This is a genomic window from Synoicihabitans lomoniglobus, assembly GCF_029023725.1.
Classification (GTDB): Bacteria; Verrucomicrobiota; Verrucomicrobiia; order Opitutales; family Opitutaceae; genus Actomonas; species Actomonas lomonigloba.
In genome coordinates, this window is sequence record NZ_CP119075.1 from 3,844,933 (window position 1) to 3,858,904 (window position 13,972).

General features: G+C 61.3%; 14 protein-coding genes. 11 read left to right on the forward strand and 3 right to left on the reverse strand.

Annotation, left to right across the window (positions count from 1 at the left end):
- Positions 1-12: 12 nt before the first annotated feature.
- Positions 13-780 carry a hypothetical protein gene (locus PXH66_RS14800; RefSeq protein ID WP_330929814.1) on the reverse strand — a complete coding sequence of 256 codons (768 nt, stop codon included), beginning with the start codon at positions 778-780 and terminating at the stop codon, positions 13-15.
- A 338-nt stretch (positions 781-1,118) separates the two neighbouring features.
- Here PXH66_RS14800 and PXH66_RS14805 point away from each other — a divergent pair, with 338 nt between their 5' ends.
- The 5 genes from PXH66_RS14805 (at position 1,119) to PXH66_RS14825 (ending at position 4,756) form a co-directional block, all read left to right on the forward strand.
- Complete coding sequence (locus tag PXH66_RS14805) at positions 1,119-1,781, forward strand: DUF2062 domain-containing protein (protein ID WP_330929815.1); 663 nt, start codon at positions 1,119-1,121, stop codon at positions 1,779-1,781.
- A gap of 157 nt (positions 1,782-1,938) precedes the next feature.
- Positions 1,939-3,174: a DUF1343 domain-containing protein gene (locus PXH66_RS14810; protein ID WP_330929816.1), complete on the forward strand. Its 1,236-nt coding sequence runs from the start codon at positions 1,939-1,941 to the stop codon at positions 3,172-3,174.
- Between the two features lie 153 nt (positions 3,175-3,327).
- Complete coding sequence (locus PXH66_RS14815) at positions 3,328-3,687, forward strand: hypothetical protein (protein WP_330929817.1); 360 nt, start codon at positions 3,328-3,330, stop codon at positions 3,685-3,687.
- Positions 3,684-4,136 carry a hypothetical protein gene (locus tag PXH66_RS14820; protein WP_330929818.1) on the forward strand — a complete coding sequence of 151 codons (453 nt, stop codon included), beginning with the start codon at positions 3,684-3,686 and terminating at the stop codon, positions 4,134-4,136. The genes PXH66_RS14815 and PXH66_RS14820 overlap by 4 nt, the downstream gene beginning before the upstream one ends.
- A 38-nt stretch (positions 4,137-4,174) precedes the next feature.
- Positions 4,175-4,756 carry an RNA polymerase sigma factor gene (locus tag PXH66_RS14825; RefSeq protein WP_330929819.1) on the forward strand — a complete coding sequence of 194 codons (582 nt, stop codon included), beginning with the start codon at positions 4,175-4,177 and terminating at the stop codon, positions 4,754-4,756.
- A gap of 140 nt (positions 4,757-4,896) precedes the next feature.
- On the opposite strand, the gene PXH66_RS14830 is transcribed toward PXH66_RS14825, so the two are convergent.
- Complete coding sequence (locus tag PXH66_RS14830) at positions 4,897-5,625, reverse strand: energy transducer TonB (protein ID WP_330929820.1); 729 nt, start codon at positions 5,623-5,625, stop codon at positions 4,897-4,899.
- A 261-nt stretch (positions 5,626-5,886) separates the two neighbouring features.
- Between PXH66_RS14830 and PXH66_RS14835 the strand changes: the two genes are divergently transcribed.
- From PXH66_RS14835 to PXH66_RS14860, 6 genes are all read left to right on the forward strand, one after another.
- The gene (locus tag PXH66_RS14835; RefSeq protein WP_330929821.1) at positions 5,887-6,918 is read left to right on the forward strand and encodes a sugar phosphate isomerase/epimerase family protein; all 1,032 of its coding nucleotides are present in this window, start codon (positions 5,887-5,889) and stop codon (positions 6,916-6,918) included.
- A 153-nt stretch (positions 6,919-7,071) separates the two neighbouring features.
- On the forward strand, positions 7,072-8,154 hold the full coding sequence (locus PXH66_RS14840; protein WP_330929822.1) for a Gfo/Idh/MocA family protein: 1,083 nt from the start codon (positions 7,072-7,074) through the stop codon (positions 8,152-8,154).
- Between the two features lie 232 nt (positions 8,155-8,386).
- A complete protein-coding gene (locus PXH66_RS14845; RefSeq protein ID WP_330929823.1) occupies positions 8,387-9,556 on the forward strand; it encodes a Gfo/Idh/MocA family protein in 1,170 nt (389 codons plus the stop codon).
- A 573-nt stretch (positions 9,557-10,129) separates the two neighbouring features.
- A complete protein-coding gene (locus tag PXH66_RS14850) occupies positions 10,130-10,573 on the forward strand; it encodes a putative signal transducing protein (RefSeq protein ID WP_330932059.1) in 444 nt (147 codons plus the stop codon).
- A gap of 4 nt (positions 10,574-10,577) precedes the next feature.
- Positions 10,578-10,883, forward strand: coding sequence for a hypothetical protein (locus tag PXH66_RS14855; RefSeq protein WP_330929824.1), 306 nt, complete (start codon positions 10,578-10,580; stop codon positions 10,881-10,883).
- A 286-nt stretch (positions 10,884-11,169) separates the two neighbouring features.
- Positions 11,170-12,528, forward strand: a complete 1,359-nt coding sequence (locus PXH66_RS14860) for a Gfo/Idh/MocA family protein (protein ID WP_330929825.1) — start codon at positions 11,170-11,172, stop codon at positions 12,526-12,528.
- Between the two features lie 87 nt (positions 12,529-12,615).
- Here PXH66_RS14860 and PXH66_RS14865 read toward each other — a convergent pair whose 3' ends face one another.
- The gene (locus tag PXH66_RS14865; RefSeq protein ID WP_330929826.1) at positions 12,616-13,908 is read right to left on the reverse strand and encodes a hemolysin family protein; all 1,293 of its coding nucleotides are present in this window, start codon (positions 13,906-13,908) and stop codon (positions 12,616-12,618) included.
- Positions 13,909-13,972 lie beyond the last annotated feature (64 nt).

Genomic DNA, 13,972 nt, shown 5'->3' on the forward strand with positions numbered 1-13,972 from the left:
GCGCGGCCGATTTCACCCAAACATCGTCTGGAGGAGTGCCACCGAGATGATGACCCAGACCACAATGCTCGCGAGTTTGGCGGCACCGGCCACCGCCACGGCGCGAGGCAGTGAGCTCGCATGCGTGGTCTTCATCAGCGCAATAACCAGGGCGAAGTAGGACAAGGCGTGGTCGACATGAAAAACCGCAGTCGTGTTGAACCCGAATTCGGCCACGGCCAAAACCACGGCGCGCGTGCCGGCTGAGACGGCGGCGGGCAAAATCATCTGCCCCCAATCGCCGTGGATGTCCGACCATTTGAACGCGAGTTTCAGGATCACGATCATCACCACCATCGCGATGACCGTTTGTAGCAGCAGCGCCATGACGCGCTGCCCGACGGCCGGCTCCTGATATTCGTAAGCGTCCTCGGCTTCCATCTGCTCCACGAGCGCACTGAAATCCGCCGGCTCATCGGTCGCGGCAACCGTATCCGCCAACTCGTCGGGCGCCGCGGTTTCCGCCGCCGACGCCAGTGCGTCCGGAGGCACGTCCGTTTCCGTCGCGACGACCGCCGACGGTGCTTCCGCGACGGCTTCGGCAGCGCCGAAAGTAAACTTATCCACTTTGGCGGCTTTGCCACTCATGAACACGACCCGCCCTCCCTCGGGATAAAGCCAGATCTCACTTTCCCCCATCGCCATGGATGATTGCGGAGGCCCCAGCACTTCCCGCACTTCCATCGGTATCATCCCCTTACGCAGAACCTGCGCCCACAAATCTCCGCTAAACACACTCATGGCAATGAGTAGGAAAACAAGCCGCATGCTCGTTTCCTACGTGCACACCGGGGCCCAGACAATGCTTATTGCGAGTAACTAGCGAAAACCGTCTCCCCGAAATATCACTCCACCTTCGCGGCTCAGCCGAGCGTCCCCAGCGTGACCCGCCCACGCCACTTCAGCTTCTCCAGATATTGGCTGTTCCCGCCCCATCACCGCGCAACACACTACCTGTTCACGCCCGCGGCAGAGCGTGGGAACTTTCACCGCCGACGTCGCGAAACGGAAAAGAATAACCGAAAACCATTTGCACGCCCTGCGTCGGACCGGCACGTTGCGCGGCCTCCTTGATTTACGTGGACCAATCCGAACACCCCGAAAACCGCCAACGTCGCTTTGCACGCATTCGTCGCGCTAAGTGGATGCTCCGGTATTTGCCGCGCCGGGCCCGTTTTCATCGTTACCCGCTCATCGGACGTTTCGCCGATGCGGCGCGCAAAATGCCCTATTTGTGGTCGTTTCGCAAAGAGGACGTGCGACCGGCACTGTATGCCGGCGCGATCGTCGCAGTGTTGCCCATCATGGGCGTGCAGGTGCCGGTCGCGTTTGGGTTGGCCCTGCTGCTGCGCTGCAACGTGATGCTGCTGATCGGCCTGCAGTTCATCACCAATCCGTTTACCGCCGCGTTCATTTACTTTGGCACCTACCAGCTCGGGCATTGGATCATCGGAGCCTCGGGCTTCGGCGCGAGCGGAGAGTTTGTGCCCGTCGACGGCGGCACTCCGCTCGAACACACCGGTGCGGCCGGCATGGAGCCCGTGGATCTGGCGTGGACTCAAACGCTCGGAACCACGGTCAACTCCCTCGTCCTGGGCGGCATCATCGCCGGTGCATTGCTCGGGTTGATTCTCGACATCCTGTGGCGCAACGGCGTCGCCCAAGCCGTCGCCCACAAAGCCAAAGTCGAGGAACGCAAACGTCGTTCCGGCTCGACCCCTCCGGTGCCGCCGACAAAGTGAGCCGCGTTTCATGACCGGCTGCACCTCGTCCCGCCCCTCGATTTCTCTGCTTCCCCTTTTAAGCCTGTTGGTCGCCGGATTTTTCGGCTGTGCCGCCGGCCATCAAAGTGGACCCTCAACTGTCCGGGCCGCGCCCACGGCTCCGTCGAACGAGCCCATGGCCGCGCCCACCGCGGCAGCCGCCCCTCCCGCATCGGCGTCGGTTTATCCGGTCATGCTGGGCATCGATGTGCTGGAGGCGACCGGCTTCAAACCCTTGCTCGGCAAACGCGTGGGCTTGCTCACTCATCCCGCCGGCGTGAATCGTCGCGGCGTGAGCACCGTCGACGTGTTGCGACAGGCTCCGCAGGTGAATCTGGTCGCGTTGTTCGGACCCGAGCACGGCATCTACGGGGATGAAAAAGCCAACGTGCCGGTCGACGACCGCATCGACCCCCGCACCGGCCTGCCCGTGTTTTCCCTCTACGGCAAATACCGCACGCCCACCGCCAAGATGCTTTCCGGACTCGATGTCCTCGTGGTTGATTTGCAGGACATCGGCACGCGCAGCTACACCTACGTGAGTTGTATGCGACTGGCCATGACGGCGTGCTTCGAGGCGGGCGTGCAATTTATTGTGCTCGATCGCCCCAACCCGCTGGGCGGTCTCAAAGTCGACGGCCCGCCGCTCGACGCCAAATGGAAAAGCTACGTCGGCGCGTTTCGCGTGCCCTACGTGCATGGCCTCACCATCGGCGAACTCGCCCGCATGGCCAAGCACGCGCCCGGCGTGCTCGATGTCGATGCCGCCACCCTCGCCGCCGGCGACCTGTTGGTCGTGCCCATGCGCGGTTGGACACGCTCCATGCGCTGGCCGGAGACCGGTCTGAACTGGGTGCCCACGTCGCCCATGATCCCCGATTTCGCCGCCGTGGTCGGTTACCCGATGGTCGGGCTCGGCGCTGAACTTAACAAATTCAGTCACGGCCTGGGTCCCAACATCTATCCGTTCCGCGGCATTGCCCACGGGGGCACTCGCATCGACGAATTGGAATCTCTGCTCCGCGCCCTCCATGTCCCCGGAGTCGGCATTCAGCGGGTGCAGGTGAACGACCGCGCCGGCCGACCCACCGAAGGCCTTTACCTGCAGGTCACCGATTGGTCGCAATGGAACCCGACCGAAATGAACTTCCACCTCATGCGTCTCGCCTGCGCCTTGGAAAAGCCCAACCCCTACGTCGCGACGCCACGTAGTCGCGCCGAGCTCTTCATCAAACATTTGGGTTCGGAAGCGTTTTTCGATGCCATCGCTCGCGACGGCGATCGCGTCGATCTCGATGCGTGGTTGGCCACGTGGAAACAGCAGGCCGCGATCTACCAAAAACAAAGCCAGCGTTTCTGGCTGTATCAGTAATTCGTCTGGAAAAGCGGACCCGATCCGCGCCCCTTCACCCCGGAGTGAAGCCGCGGGTTTTTCTGGCGACCCGATGACGGAATCTCGCGCTCGTCGGGGTTAGGCGTTGGGGTGTCCCTGTCGACCCCCTCCGCGAATTTACCGATCCCTCCCATGTCCGACTCTCCCGATCCGCTCGACGAGCTGCTCAAAACCTATCCATCGCCCCCGCCCTTGGCCGCGGACTTCAAGGCGCAGGTCCAACAACGCATCGCCCGATCGATCCCGCCCCATCGGCACGGGTGGTGGGCCAACCTCAACACCACCTTCGCCCAACCCGCTTTCGCCGTCGTGTTTGTTTTTGCCTGCACGCTGCTCGGCCTGCTGTTGGCGGAAATCCGCACCAGTGCGGAGCGCAGCCGCACCCACGCCCGGGTCGTCGACAGCTATCTGCAACTCATCAATCCGCGCATCGAACCCGACGCATTGACGACTCCGCCGCCGCGTCGCGACCAACCGGAGGACGCCCGTTGAACCGTGGCGCTCTGGTGATGTTCTTCGGCCTCGCCGCCGGACTGATCGCGTTTCAAGGCTGGAGTTCCTGGCGCAACGCCTGCGACGGCGACGACTTGAGCTGCCAACTCGCCTGGATGCGACAGGACTTGCGGCTGACCGATGAGCAATTCGCCCGGGTGGTGGAATTGCACGATCGCTCCAGCACCCGCCTGCAACAGCTCGCCCTCGAGATCAGCCGCATGGAGAACGAATTCGAGGCCTTCGAAGCGGCCCGCCGATCGGAAGGTCGCGTCGACTTTTTGGAGTTTGCCCGCTTCGTCACCGAACGCCGCCGGATCGAAGCCGCCGCTGATCAATCAGCCCGCTCGCTCATCGCCGCCACCGCCGATGTCATGTCCCCGCTGCAACGTTCGCGCTACCTCGCCTTGGTGGCACCGGCCAGCCCCTCCGGTGCCTCTCCCGACTAGCCGCCCGCCCTCGTCCCCGCTCCCCCATACCCCGCACGATGGAAGAGACCGACCCGGATCTCGCTGACCTGCCGGATCTCCGTGCAGGCGATCCGGAGGCCTTGCGTCGGGTGATGGACCGGTGGGCCAAGCGCCTTCACGCCTTTGCCTGGCGCTACCTGCAACACACGACCGACGCGCAGGAAATCGCGATGGAAGCCTTTGTGCGGCTCCACCGCTCCAGCGCGAAACTCCGCGCCGACACCCGTCTGGGCGCATGGCTTTTCACCACGACCGCCAATCTCTGCCGCAACCGCCTGCGCTGGCGCCGCCGCCATCCCGGCGACAGCTGGGAGGAGATGACCGAAACCGGCGAGCCCGGCGGAACCCAACCGCTGGGCACGGTAAATCCCGACCCCGCCGCCGCCGCGGAAAAATCGGACCGCGCCGACGCGCTGGTCGGAGCGATTGAAGGCCTCCCGCATCGGCTCAAAACCGTCGTGCTCCTGCATCATTTCGACGGACTGAGTTATCAGGAAATCGGCGACGTGGTGGGTTGCTCACCCCGCGGCATCGAAACCCGCCTCTACCGTGCCCGCCAACAACTCCGGGAGAAACTCACCAAGCGCCTGACCGACTAGATTCGCAGGCCCGTGAAAGGATCAAGCTCCAGCACCGCCCACTCCATTAATTTCCTGCGCACCATGCCTCCGCACTCCCGCGCACGCGCATCGTAGCTTTTCAGTTTTTCAGCGTTCAGCGTTTAGCGTTTTAAAAACGCTCACTGCGCTACCGGACTGCCCTCGCGAAAGCGGAACTCCTGCGAGGCCCGCACCGTCACCGCTTTCCCGCCCCGCATCGGCGGGGCAAACTTCCAGGCCCGCACCGCGTTCAAGGCCAACGTGCCCAACTCCGAATAGGCCTGACTCTCGATCGCCGGCATGCGCACCGCCCCGGTTTCATCGATGAAAAAATCGATCACCACCGTGCCCACCACACCTTCCCGGGCGAGTTCGGCCGGGAACGGCGGCGGGGCGATTTCCAACGGCACCGGGATGCCGTCCAACTCGCGCAACGTTGGCAACCGCGACACTTTATTGCGAGGGTGTCCGCCTTGGAGATAGAGATCCACGATCGTCTGAAAATCACTGTTCACCACGATACCGTCGGTCTTGAATTCGATCGGCACCTGCGCCCGCAAGGGAATGGCCCGTCCTTCGGACCGCGCCGCCTGATAGGTCGACTTCTGCACAATCTCCGCCGCCCCTTCCGCAAAATAGGGATGCGACGACTCAATCACCATCCAATCGACCAAGCGGTCGTTTTCATCGACCTCGATCACCACCGTGGCAAAACCGTCCATGCCACGCAGCTTGGCTTCACGCGGATAGTTCAGGTCCGGAGTCTGGATGATGATTGGCTCGTCACCCGTCGGGCTCGTCTCCGCGCCGCGCAAAACCAACCCGCCCACGCCGGCCAACCAGCAGCAGATAAAACGAAACCAAAACATGATGACAGAAAATCGGATCAAGGTGAATTAGGGTAAACCCGGCCCACGTCCAATCCCTTCACCCCCTTTGGCTCAGTCTGTTGACCACGCCGCCCGGGCATCGCGCCACCCGGTCCATCGGGAATCGGTCGATTTATCGGCCTTATTTTAACGTTTTGACTGAACGGATACTGTCGGAAACAGGTTTCAAGGTTGCGCGTCTGCGCCCACCTCAAAAGATCACGGTTCCCACTTCCCCAGACCCTTTAACCACCCAAACTTATGTCGAGACCCGTCACCCTGTTCACCGGCCAATGGGCCGATCTCTCCCTCGAAAAACTCGCCCCCCTCGCCAAGAGCATGGGCTACGACGGCCTCGAGCTCGCCTGTTGGGGCGACCACTTCGATGTGGATGCCGCCAACGCCAAATACATTAAGGAAAAGTGGGAGCTGCTCGCCGATCACGGCCTCGAGTGTTTCGCCCTTTCCAACCACCTCGTCGGTCAGGCCATCTGCGACAACATCGACGAGCGGCACAAAGCCATCCTCTCCCCCGCCGTCTGGGGCAATGGCGACCCCGAAGGCGTCCGCAAGCGCGCCGCCAAACAACTCACCAAAACCGCCAAGGTCGCCCGCAAGTTCTTCGATGCCAAACCCGGCGCCAAAAAAGGCGCTCCCGCCGTCGTCAACGGTTTCACCGGCTCCTCCATCTGGCACTCCCTCTACGCCTTCCCGCCCACCTCGATGGAATACTGGCAGGCCGGCTTCGACGACTTCGCCAAACGCTTCGGCCCGATCATGGACGCCTTCGACAAGGTCAATGTGAACTTCGGCCTCGAGGTCCACCCGACCGAAATCGCCTTCGACATCGCCTCCGCCCACACCGCGCTCAAGGCCATCAAGAACCACAAGCGCTTCGGCTTCAACTACGACCCCTCCCATCTCGGGTATCAGGGCGTCGACTACGTGAAGTTCATCCGCGACTTCGGCAAACGCATCTTCCACGTTCACATGAAGGACGTCTGGTGGGATCACGGCAACGGCGACGTCGGCGTCTTCGGCGGCCACACCGGCTTCGGTGACGCCCGCCGCTTCTGGGACTTCCGCTCCGTCGGCCGCGGCGACATCAATTTCGAGGAAATCATCGTCGCCCTCAACGACGTCGGTTACGCCGGCCCTCTTTCCGTCGAGTGGGAAGACATCCGCATGGACCGCGTTCAGGGCGGCACCGAATCCGCCGCGTTCTGCCACGGCATCGACTTCGCCAAGAGCGCCGTCGCCTTCGACGCCGCCTTCGACAAGGAAAATCAATAGCCCGCCGTTGGCGGGATATTTCAAATCTCAAGCTCCAAATCCCAGCGCAAATCCGCCGCGCTCCGGTTCCATCCCGTAACGGGAGTGGAGCCATCGGGGTCCATCTGTGGTTAACAACAAATCCGTCTTTCCGCTCGTTCTCTCTTCCCACTCATGAGTAAAAAAATCGCCATCATCGGTGCCGGCGGCATGGCCGCCTACCACATCGCCGGTTTCCGCCAAGCCGGCGCCGAGGTCATCGCCATGGCCGACGTCAATCACGACGCCGCCAAGGCCACCGCCGCCAAACAGGGCATCCCGCAAACCTTCGGCGACGTCGCCGAGATGTTCACCGCCCTGCCCGAGCTCGACGGCGTGTCCGTCATCGTGCCCAACAAGTTTCACGCCCCGCTCGCCCTCCAAGCCATGCAGGCCGGCAAAAACGTTTTCTGCGAAAAACCGCCCGCCATGAGCGCCGCCGAGATGGCCGAACTCAAAGCCACGGCCGAGTCGACCGGCCAAACGCTGATGTTCAACTTCAACAACCGCGCCCGCCCCGAAAGCTACGCCATGCGCGGCTACGTGACCGACGGCTCCATTGGCACGATCAATACCTGCCAGGCCAAGTGGATCCGCCGCGCCGGCATCCCCGGCTTCGGCGGTTGGTTCACCAACAAAGGCCTCGCCGGCGGCGGTCCCCTCATCGACCTCCTCCACATGATCGATCTCGGCATGCATTTCATGGGCTACCCCGAGCCCGCGCACGTCCTCGCCACGACTTACCACGATCATATCGACAACAAAGCCTTCAAGGGTCCGTGGGGCATCCCCGACAACGCCAAAGGCGTGAACGACGTCGAGGCCGCCGCCCACGGTTTTGTCACGTTCAAGACCGGCCAATCCATGTCGTTCCAGGTATCCTGGGCCGAGATGAACCAACGCGAAGAATGCTCCTGCGTCTTCCAAGGTTCGAAAGCCGGCGGCATGATCCGTCGCCTCTTCGGCGTCGACGGACTCGATGAAACCTCCGTCGATGACTGCGAACTCTACACCGTTGAAAACGGCCTCCACGTGAATCGCACCATCAAGGTCGCCGCCGACGAGACCATGGGCCGCGAGCGTTCCGCCGCCAACTTCATCAAGACCCTCGAAGGCACGGAAAAGCCGCTCAACACCCCGAGCGAAGCCCTCTCCCTCATGAAGCTCATCGACGGCGCCTACGCCTCCGCCGCCTCCGGCACCCCCGTTGCGCTGTAAGACGAGCAGCCATCAACCTGCCGTTTTTTTTAACCACAGATAAACACAGATTGACACAGATCCGGAGCCATCAGGCTGAAAGTTCTTTCTACTTCAAAAATGACCACGCTACCCCGCCCAAGGCTCCATCGCGTAACGGTAGTGGAGCCATCGGTGTCCATCTGTGGTTAAAAAAAAGCAGGCGGAAAACCACCGTCCCATCCGTGGTTAATTAGAAAACGTATCCCTTTATATGAAACTGAATCGTAAACTTCGCATGGGCATGGTCGGCGGTGGCCGCGGTGCCTTCATCGGTGCCGTGCACCGCATGGCCGCCAACCTCGACGGGCAGATCGAACTCGTCGCCGGCTGCTTTTCGTCCGACCCCAAAAAGTCCCGACTCTCCGGCCAGGACTTCTACCTCGATCTGGCCCGCGTCTACGCGAGTTACGAGGACATGGCCGCCGCCGAGGCCGCGCTGCCCGCTGATCAACGCATCGATTTCGTCTCCATCGTCACGCGCAACAACACCCACTTCGCCGTCGCCAAAACCTTTCTCGAAGCCGGCATCCACGTCATCTGCGACAAGCCCCTCTGCCTCACGGTCAAAGAAGCCCGCGCCCTCAAAAAGGTCGTCGAAAAAACCGGCCAGGTTTTCGCACTCACCCACAACTACACCGGCTACCCCATGGTGAAGGAAGCCCGCGACTGGATCACCTCCGGCAAGCTTGGTAAAATTCTCAAAATCGTCGTCGAGTATCCCCAAGGCTACGCGGTCACCGCCTTCGAGGAAAAGGGCGACGGAGCCATCTCCAACTGGCGCATGGATCCCTCTACCTCGGGAATCTCCAACTGCATGGGCGACATCGGCACGCACGCTCACAACCTCGCCCACTACATCACCGGGCTCGAAATCGAGGAAATCTGCGCCGAGCTCTCCACCTTCATCCCCGGCCGCCCGCTCGACGACGACGGCAACTGCCTCATCCGCTTCGAAGGCGGGGCCAAAGGCATCCTCTTCGCCTCGCAGATTTCCAACGGCGACGAGAACAACCTCAACATCCGCGTCTACGGCACCAAAGGCGGACTCGAGTGGCACCAGGAGAATCCCAACGAACTCACCTTCAAGTGCGCCGACGCCCCGCCCGTCGTGCACCGCCGCGGCAACAGCTACCTCGGGGCCGCGGCCCAAGGCGCGACCCGCACGCCCTTCGCCCACCCCGAAGGATTCATCGAAGCCTTCGCCAACGTTTACGCCGCCGCCGCGACCGCCATCGCCGACGCCGTGGCCGGCCGCAAGGCGCCCAAAAAAGGCTACGATTTCCCCACGATCGACGACGGCATCGCCGGTATGCTCTTCATCGAGACCGTGGTGAAAAGCTCCAACAAAGGCGCCCGCTGGACCAAGTTCCCCAAGGTGTGAGGCAACAGCGGTAAGCGATCAGCTTTCAGCGGTCAGCCGAAAAGGCGACCGCTGAAGCCCCCCCCGACGCAACCGCTCACTCGCCACAACCGGCGTAGGCCGCCTGCTCGCAGGCGCTCCCATACCTCGGGCTTTTCTTACAGGAGAGAACCTTGGATAAGGGAGTCTGGATACACCGCGCAGCGACGTAGGCCGTTTGCTCGCAAACGCTCCCGACCGATCGTGACAGCGGGCGGCGCTCCCAATGAAAGACCACTCCGCAGGTTTTACTTACAGGAGGAAACAGAGATAAACAGAGCCCGAATCCCTAGCCCAGCGACGTAGGCTATTCAGGCCAATCCGACGAGGTCAGCCGAGTTTTTGGAGGCGCTTATTCGGGTTAATCCGCGCCCTAAATTCACCTGTCACCGCCTGACGCCATTCAAAACGCGCGGAAAACTCGCTACCTGAATAAATGGGTCAAAGAGCAGGTGATGGACAACATTCTGAGAATCCATTCGGCCTTTCGGACCTCCTACCATTAGATGCCGATGGTCGCCTCAGCTGACTTCAATCCATCCGCAAACTCAGGTCATGAAAACTATCGCCAGCTTCTCAAAGCCGGAGGAAGCATTTTTGGTTCGAGCACGATTGCAGGGCAACGGCGTGAACGCATCCATTCGCGATGAACACATCGTGAGTGCTTACTGGTATTATTCGAATGCCATCGGTGGGGTCCGAGTTGAAGTCGAGGATGATGACGTTGAACGCGCTCGAGAGATTCTGGAACGACCGCCTTGCGAAACAGGGATCTTGATTTGTCCGCAGTGTGGCTCGGGCACCGTGCGAATCAGAGAATTAAACGTCTGGACTGCCGTCGCGCTTACCATTGGGTTTCCACTTCCAGTGAAGTCGCGCAGAGCCGACTGCCTGAGTTGCAAACGCTCGCTTTTTCTAGCGGATTGTCTCATGGAAGAGGGCGATCAAAGATCACTTAGCCGGTCAATCCCCCCACGAGCCAAGCCAGCGAAACAATGACCCCTTGAAATTCGACCGCGCTAGAAATTCCGCCGAATTCCGAGAACTGTTCGATTGTCTCATGGGGATCGCCATCGGAGTGGCGGCGGCTGAAATCATTGGCATCCCATGGGCGGTGGCGGCACTCGCTGCCGTGTATGCGTTGAGACGTTTAAAGAACCATAACCATGCATTGAACCAACGTCTGCGCGTCTTCGCAGTGGTCACATGCTTCGGCCTCCTGTTGCACGGAAACTGGTCTGCATTTGTCGAAGGAATATCTGTCGGTTACGATGCCGTCGTAGACGTGGGAAACAGGTCGGCAAACTAATCGACGCTTTCACCGGTGATCATCACCACAATCCGCGTAGGCCAGACGAAAACTTCTCGGTAGATTGCCTACGAGAAAACGCTCTCCCACCCCAGTCGCCCGACTTAAAATGAAGGTTCGTATCACGCAGTCCGCGCCCCGACAAGGCGCATGGCGCGGGCAAGCTGGTAGTTTACGTTTCGGAATCCCGTCATTTTTTGCGATTTCCCGGCGAGGGTTTTGGTGAATGCTCGGGTCCCGAGTCCGTCCGTCTCAGGTTCTATCTTAGTTCATCTTTCCCTACCCCATGAATCGTCGCAAATTTGTCTCCAACCTCGCCGTGGCCGGTGCCGCCGTTGCCGCCTCTTCTCGTCTCCGCGCCGTCGATACCAAGAAACGTCCGACGATCGGCCTGATCGGCAGCGGTTGGTATGGCGGGGTAAATCTCGAGGTGTTTGCCCGCTGCACCGATGTTGAGGTCGTCGCACTGTGCGACGTCAACACGCGCAACCTGACCAAGACACTCGCGCTCGTCGCCAAGCACCAAACCCGCGCCCCGCAAACCTACACCGATCACCGCGCCATGCTCGCGGCCGGCGCGCCCGACATCGTGATCATCGCCTCGCCGGATCACTGGCACGCGTTGCAGACCATCGATGCCATCCAAGCCGGTTGTGACGTGTATCTCGAAAAGCCCATCGGGGTCGACGTCATCGAGGGCGAGGCCATGGTCGCCGCCGCGCGCAAATACGACCGCGTCGTGCAGGTCAACACGCAGCGTCGCAGCAACCCGCTCTACCTCGAAGCCCGCGACCACTACATGCGCAACGGCCGCATGGGTAAAATCTCCCTCGTCGAGACCTACAGCTATCTCGGCATTGAGGGATGGAGCGACGGGCCGATTCCCGACGCCGAGGTTCCCGCTCACCTCGACTACGAGCGCTACGCCGGCCCCGCACCGAAAGTGCCCTACAAAGCCATCATCGAAGACCGCGGCTGGCGGTCGTTCATGGCCTACGGCAACGGCATCATTGGCAACCTCGGGGTGCACATGCTCGATAAAGTCCGCATGTTGCTCGATCTGGGCTGGCCGGAGACGATCCACTCCACCGGCGGCATCTACGTGCACAAAAACTCGTTCTCCGACGTCTCGGATACTCAGCACAGCACGTTCCATTATCCCGATCTCGACATCAGTTGGGAGCACCGCATGTGGGGTGCTTCACCGATTCCACAGCGCAATTGGAGCGATCAGTGGGGTGCCCGTTTTCTGGGCGAACACGGCACGCTCAACCTCACCATGTATGAGTATGTGTTCACTCCGGCCGACGGCGGACCACGCGAGGGTCGGCACATGATGTCGACCAGCGGTGATCTGGAGAACGTCGACTTCGGCCAAGCGGGAGAGGTGTTTCAAGAAACCGAAAACCGCCATGTGCTCGACTTCATGGCGGCCCGCGAACAGCGCTCCCGTCCGCTCGCTGACATCGAAGAGGGTCACATTTCGAGCGCCATGTGCGAACTGGCCAATCTTTCCATCGACCTCGGTCGCCCGTTGGCCTACGACCCGGCCTCGCGCACGGTCCCGGGCGACGCCGAAGCCACCGGCCACCTCGCCCGCGCTTATCGCGCCCCATGGGTGCATCCGGATCCGACCACGGTGTAACTGAACCAGGTAGGGCCGGCCTCGCCGAGGCGACCGCCGCGATGCCATCGGTCCCACTCCAACGCGGAGTGGCTCGGTGGGCCGTCGCTACCCCTCCACCAGCAAAGCAATCTTCACCCGCACAACCGTTGAAGCGGTCGCTTCCGTGATCGTAAAGGCAAAGTCCGCATCACGGACGGATTCACCTTTGTGCGGGATGCGTTGCATCAACTCCGTGATGTAGCCCGCCACCGTATCGGCCTCGGTTTCGCGCGGTGGCAGGTTGAACGCGCGACAGAGGTGGTCGATGGGGCAAGATCCGCGCGCTTCGGCCTCCTGCGCATTGAGCAGAGTGATGAAACCGACCTCGTGATCGAACTCATCCTCAATCGCGCCAACCACCTCCTCCAGCACGTTCTCGATCGTGATGATACCCGATACGCTGCCGAACTCGTCGACGAGCAACACCAGATGCTCCTTCTTCTTTTGAAAGTGGGCGAGCAGCGCCTGCAGTTTGATCGTCTCGGGCAACAAGCTGACGGGCCGGGCCAGCGCCCGCAGGTCATGGGGCGTCTTTTGCTCGGCGAGCTGTTGGAACAGATCCTTCACGTGAATCACCCCGACGCACTTGTCCAAGCCGCCATCGCAGAGCGGCAATCGCGTGTGCTGGGAACGGTTGGCCACCGCCAGGTTTTCGGCGAATGATTCGTTCAAATCGAGGAAGACGACCGTGTGCCGCGGCACCGCGTAGCGGCGCGCGGACTTCGCCTCCAGATCGAGCACATTCACAATCATTTTGTGCTCCTTGTTGGAGACGTGGCCGCCGTCCTTGGACTCACGCAGGAGCAGCTTGAGCTCGGCCGCGTTCAGCGCCCCGCCGTGCAACTCCTCGGTATCAAAACCGATGACCCGCAGCATGCTGTTACTGAGGGCATTGAGCGCCCAGATGAAGGGTTTGAACGCGACCGTAAACCAATGAAGCGGATGGGACACGTGCAGCGTCACCGCGTGGGATTTGGCGATCGCATAAATCTTGGGCACCTGCTCGCCCAGCGTGATGTGCAAAAAGGTAATCGCCGTGAACGCCACGGGGAACGCGATGTAATGGTGCCACTCGATCGCGATGCCAAGTTGCAGCAAAAGCGGCTCCAGCGAACTCGCCACCATCGGCTCGCCCACCCAACCGAGACCCAGACTCGCCAGCGTGATGCCAAGTTGGCAGGCCGACAGGTAAGTATCCAGATTCTGATGAATCGACAAAGCGCGCACGGCCTTGCCGTGGCCGCCCGCAGCCTGGGCCTTGAGTTCCCCTACTCGAACTTTGACGAGAGCGAACTCGGCGGCGACGAAGAATCCGTTGGCTACGACCAGAGCCGCGACGACGATAAGATTGAGAAGCATGACAAAAGAGCGGTTGGTTGATGGCGGCCCCGGAACGAAACGAGCATCATCACGCTCTCCCTCG

Bases quoted from the DNA above. Each gene is read 5' to 3' on its own strand.
- PXH66_RS14830 (WP_330929820.1), bottom strand. From the start codon at position 5,625: ATGTTTTGGTTTCGTTTTATCTGCTGCTGGTTGGCCGGCGTGGGCGGG.
- PXH66_RS14815 (WP_330929817.1), top strand. From the start codon at position 3,328: ATGTCCGACTCTCCCGATCCGCTCGACGAGCTGCTCAAAACCTATCCA.
- PXH66_RS14860 (WP_330929825.1), top strand. From the start codon at position 11,170: ATGAATCGTCGCAAATTTGTCTCCAACCTCGCCGTGGCCGGTGCCGCC.
- PXH66_RS14840 (WP_330929822.1), top strand. From the start codon at position 7,072: ATGAGTAAAAAAATCGCCATCATCGGTGCCGGCGGCATGGCCGCCTAC.
- PXH66_RS14835 (WP_330929821.1), top strand. From the start codon at position 5,887: ATGTCGAGACCCGTCACCCTGTTCACCGGCCAATGGGCCGATCTCTCC.
- PXH66_RS14865 (WP_330929826.1), bottom strand. From the start codon at position 13,908: ATGCTTCTCAATCTTATCGTCGTCGCGGCTCTGGTCGTAGCCAACGGA.
- PXH66_RS14850 (WP_330932059.1), top strand. From the start codon at position 10,130: ATGAAAACTATCGCCAGCTTCTCAAAGCCGGAGGAAGCATTTTTGGTT.
- PXH66_RS14845 (WP_330929823.1), top strand. From the start codon at position 8,387: ATGAAACTGAATCGTAAACTTCGCATGGGCATGGTCGGCGGTGGCCGC.
- PXH66_RS14825 (WP_330929819.1), top strand. From the start codon at position 4,175: ATGGAAGAGACCGACCCGGATCTCGCTGACCTGCCGGATCTCCGTGCA.
- PXH66_RS14810 (WP_330929816.1), top strand. From the start codon at position 1,939: ATGGCCGCGCCCACCGCGGCAGCCGCCCCTCCCGCATCGGCGTCGGTT.
- PXH66_RS14800 (WP_330929814.1), bottom strand. From the start codon at position 780: ATGAGTGTGTTTAGCGGAGATTTGTGGGCGCAGGTTCTGCGTAAGGGG.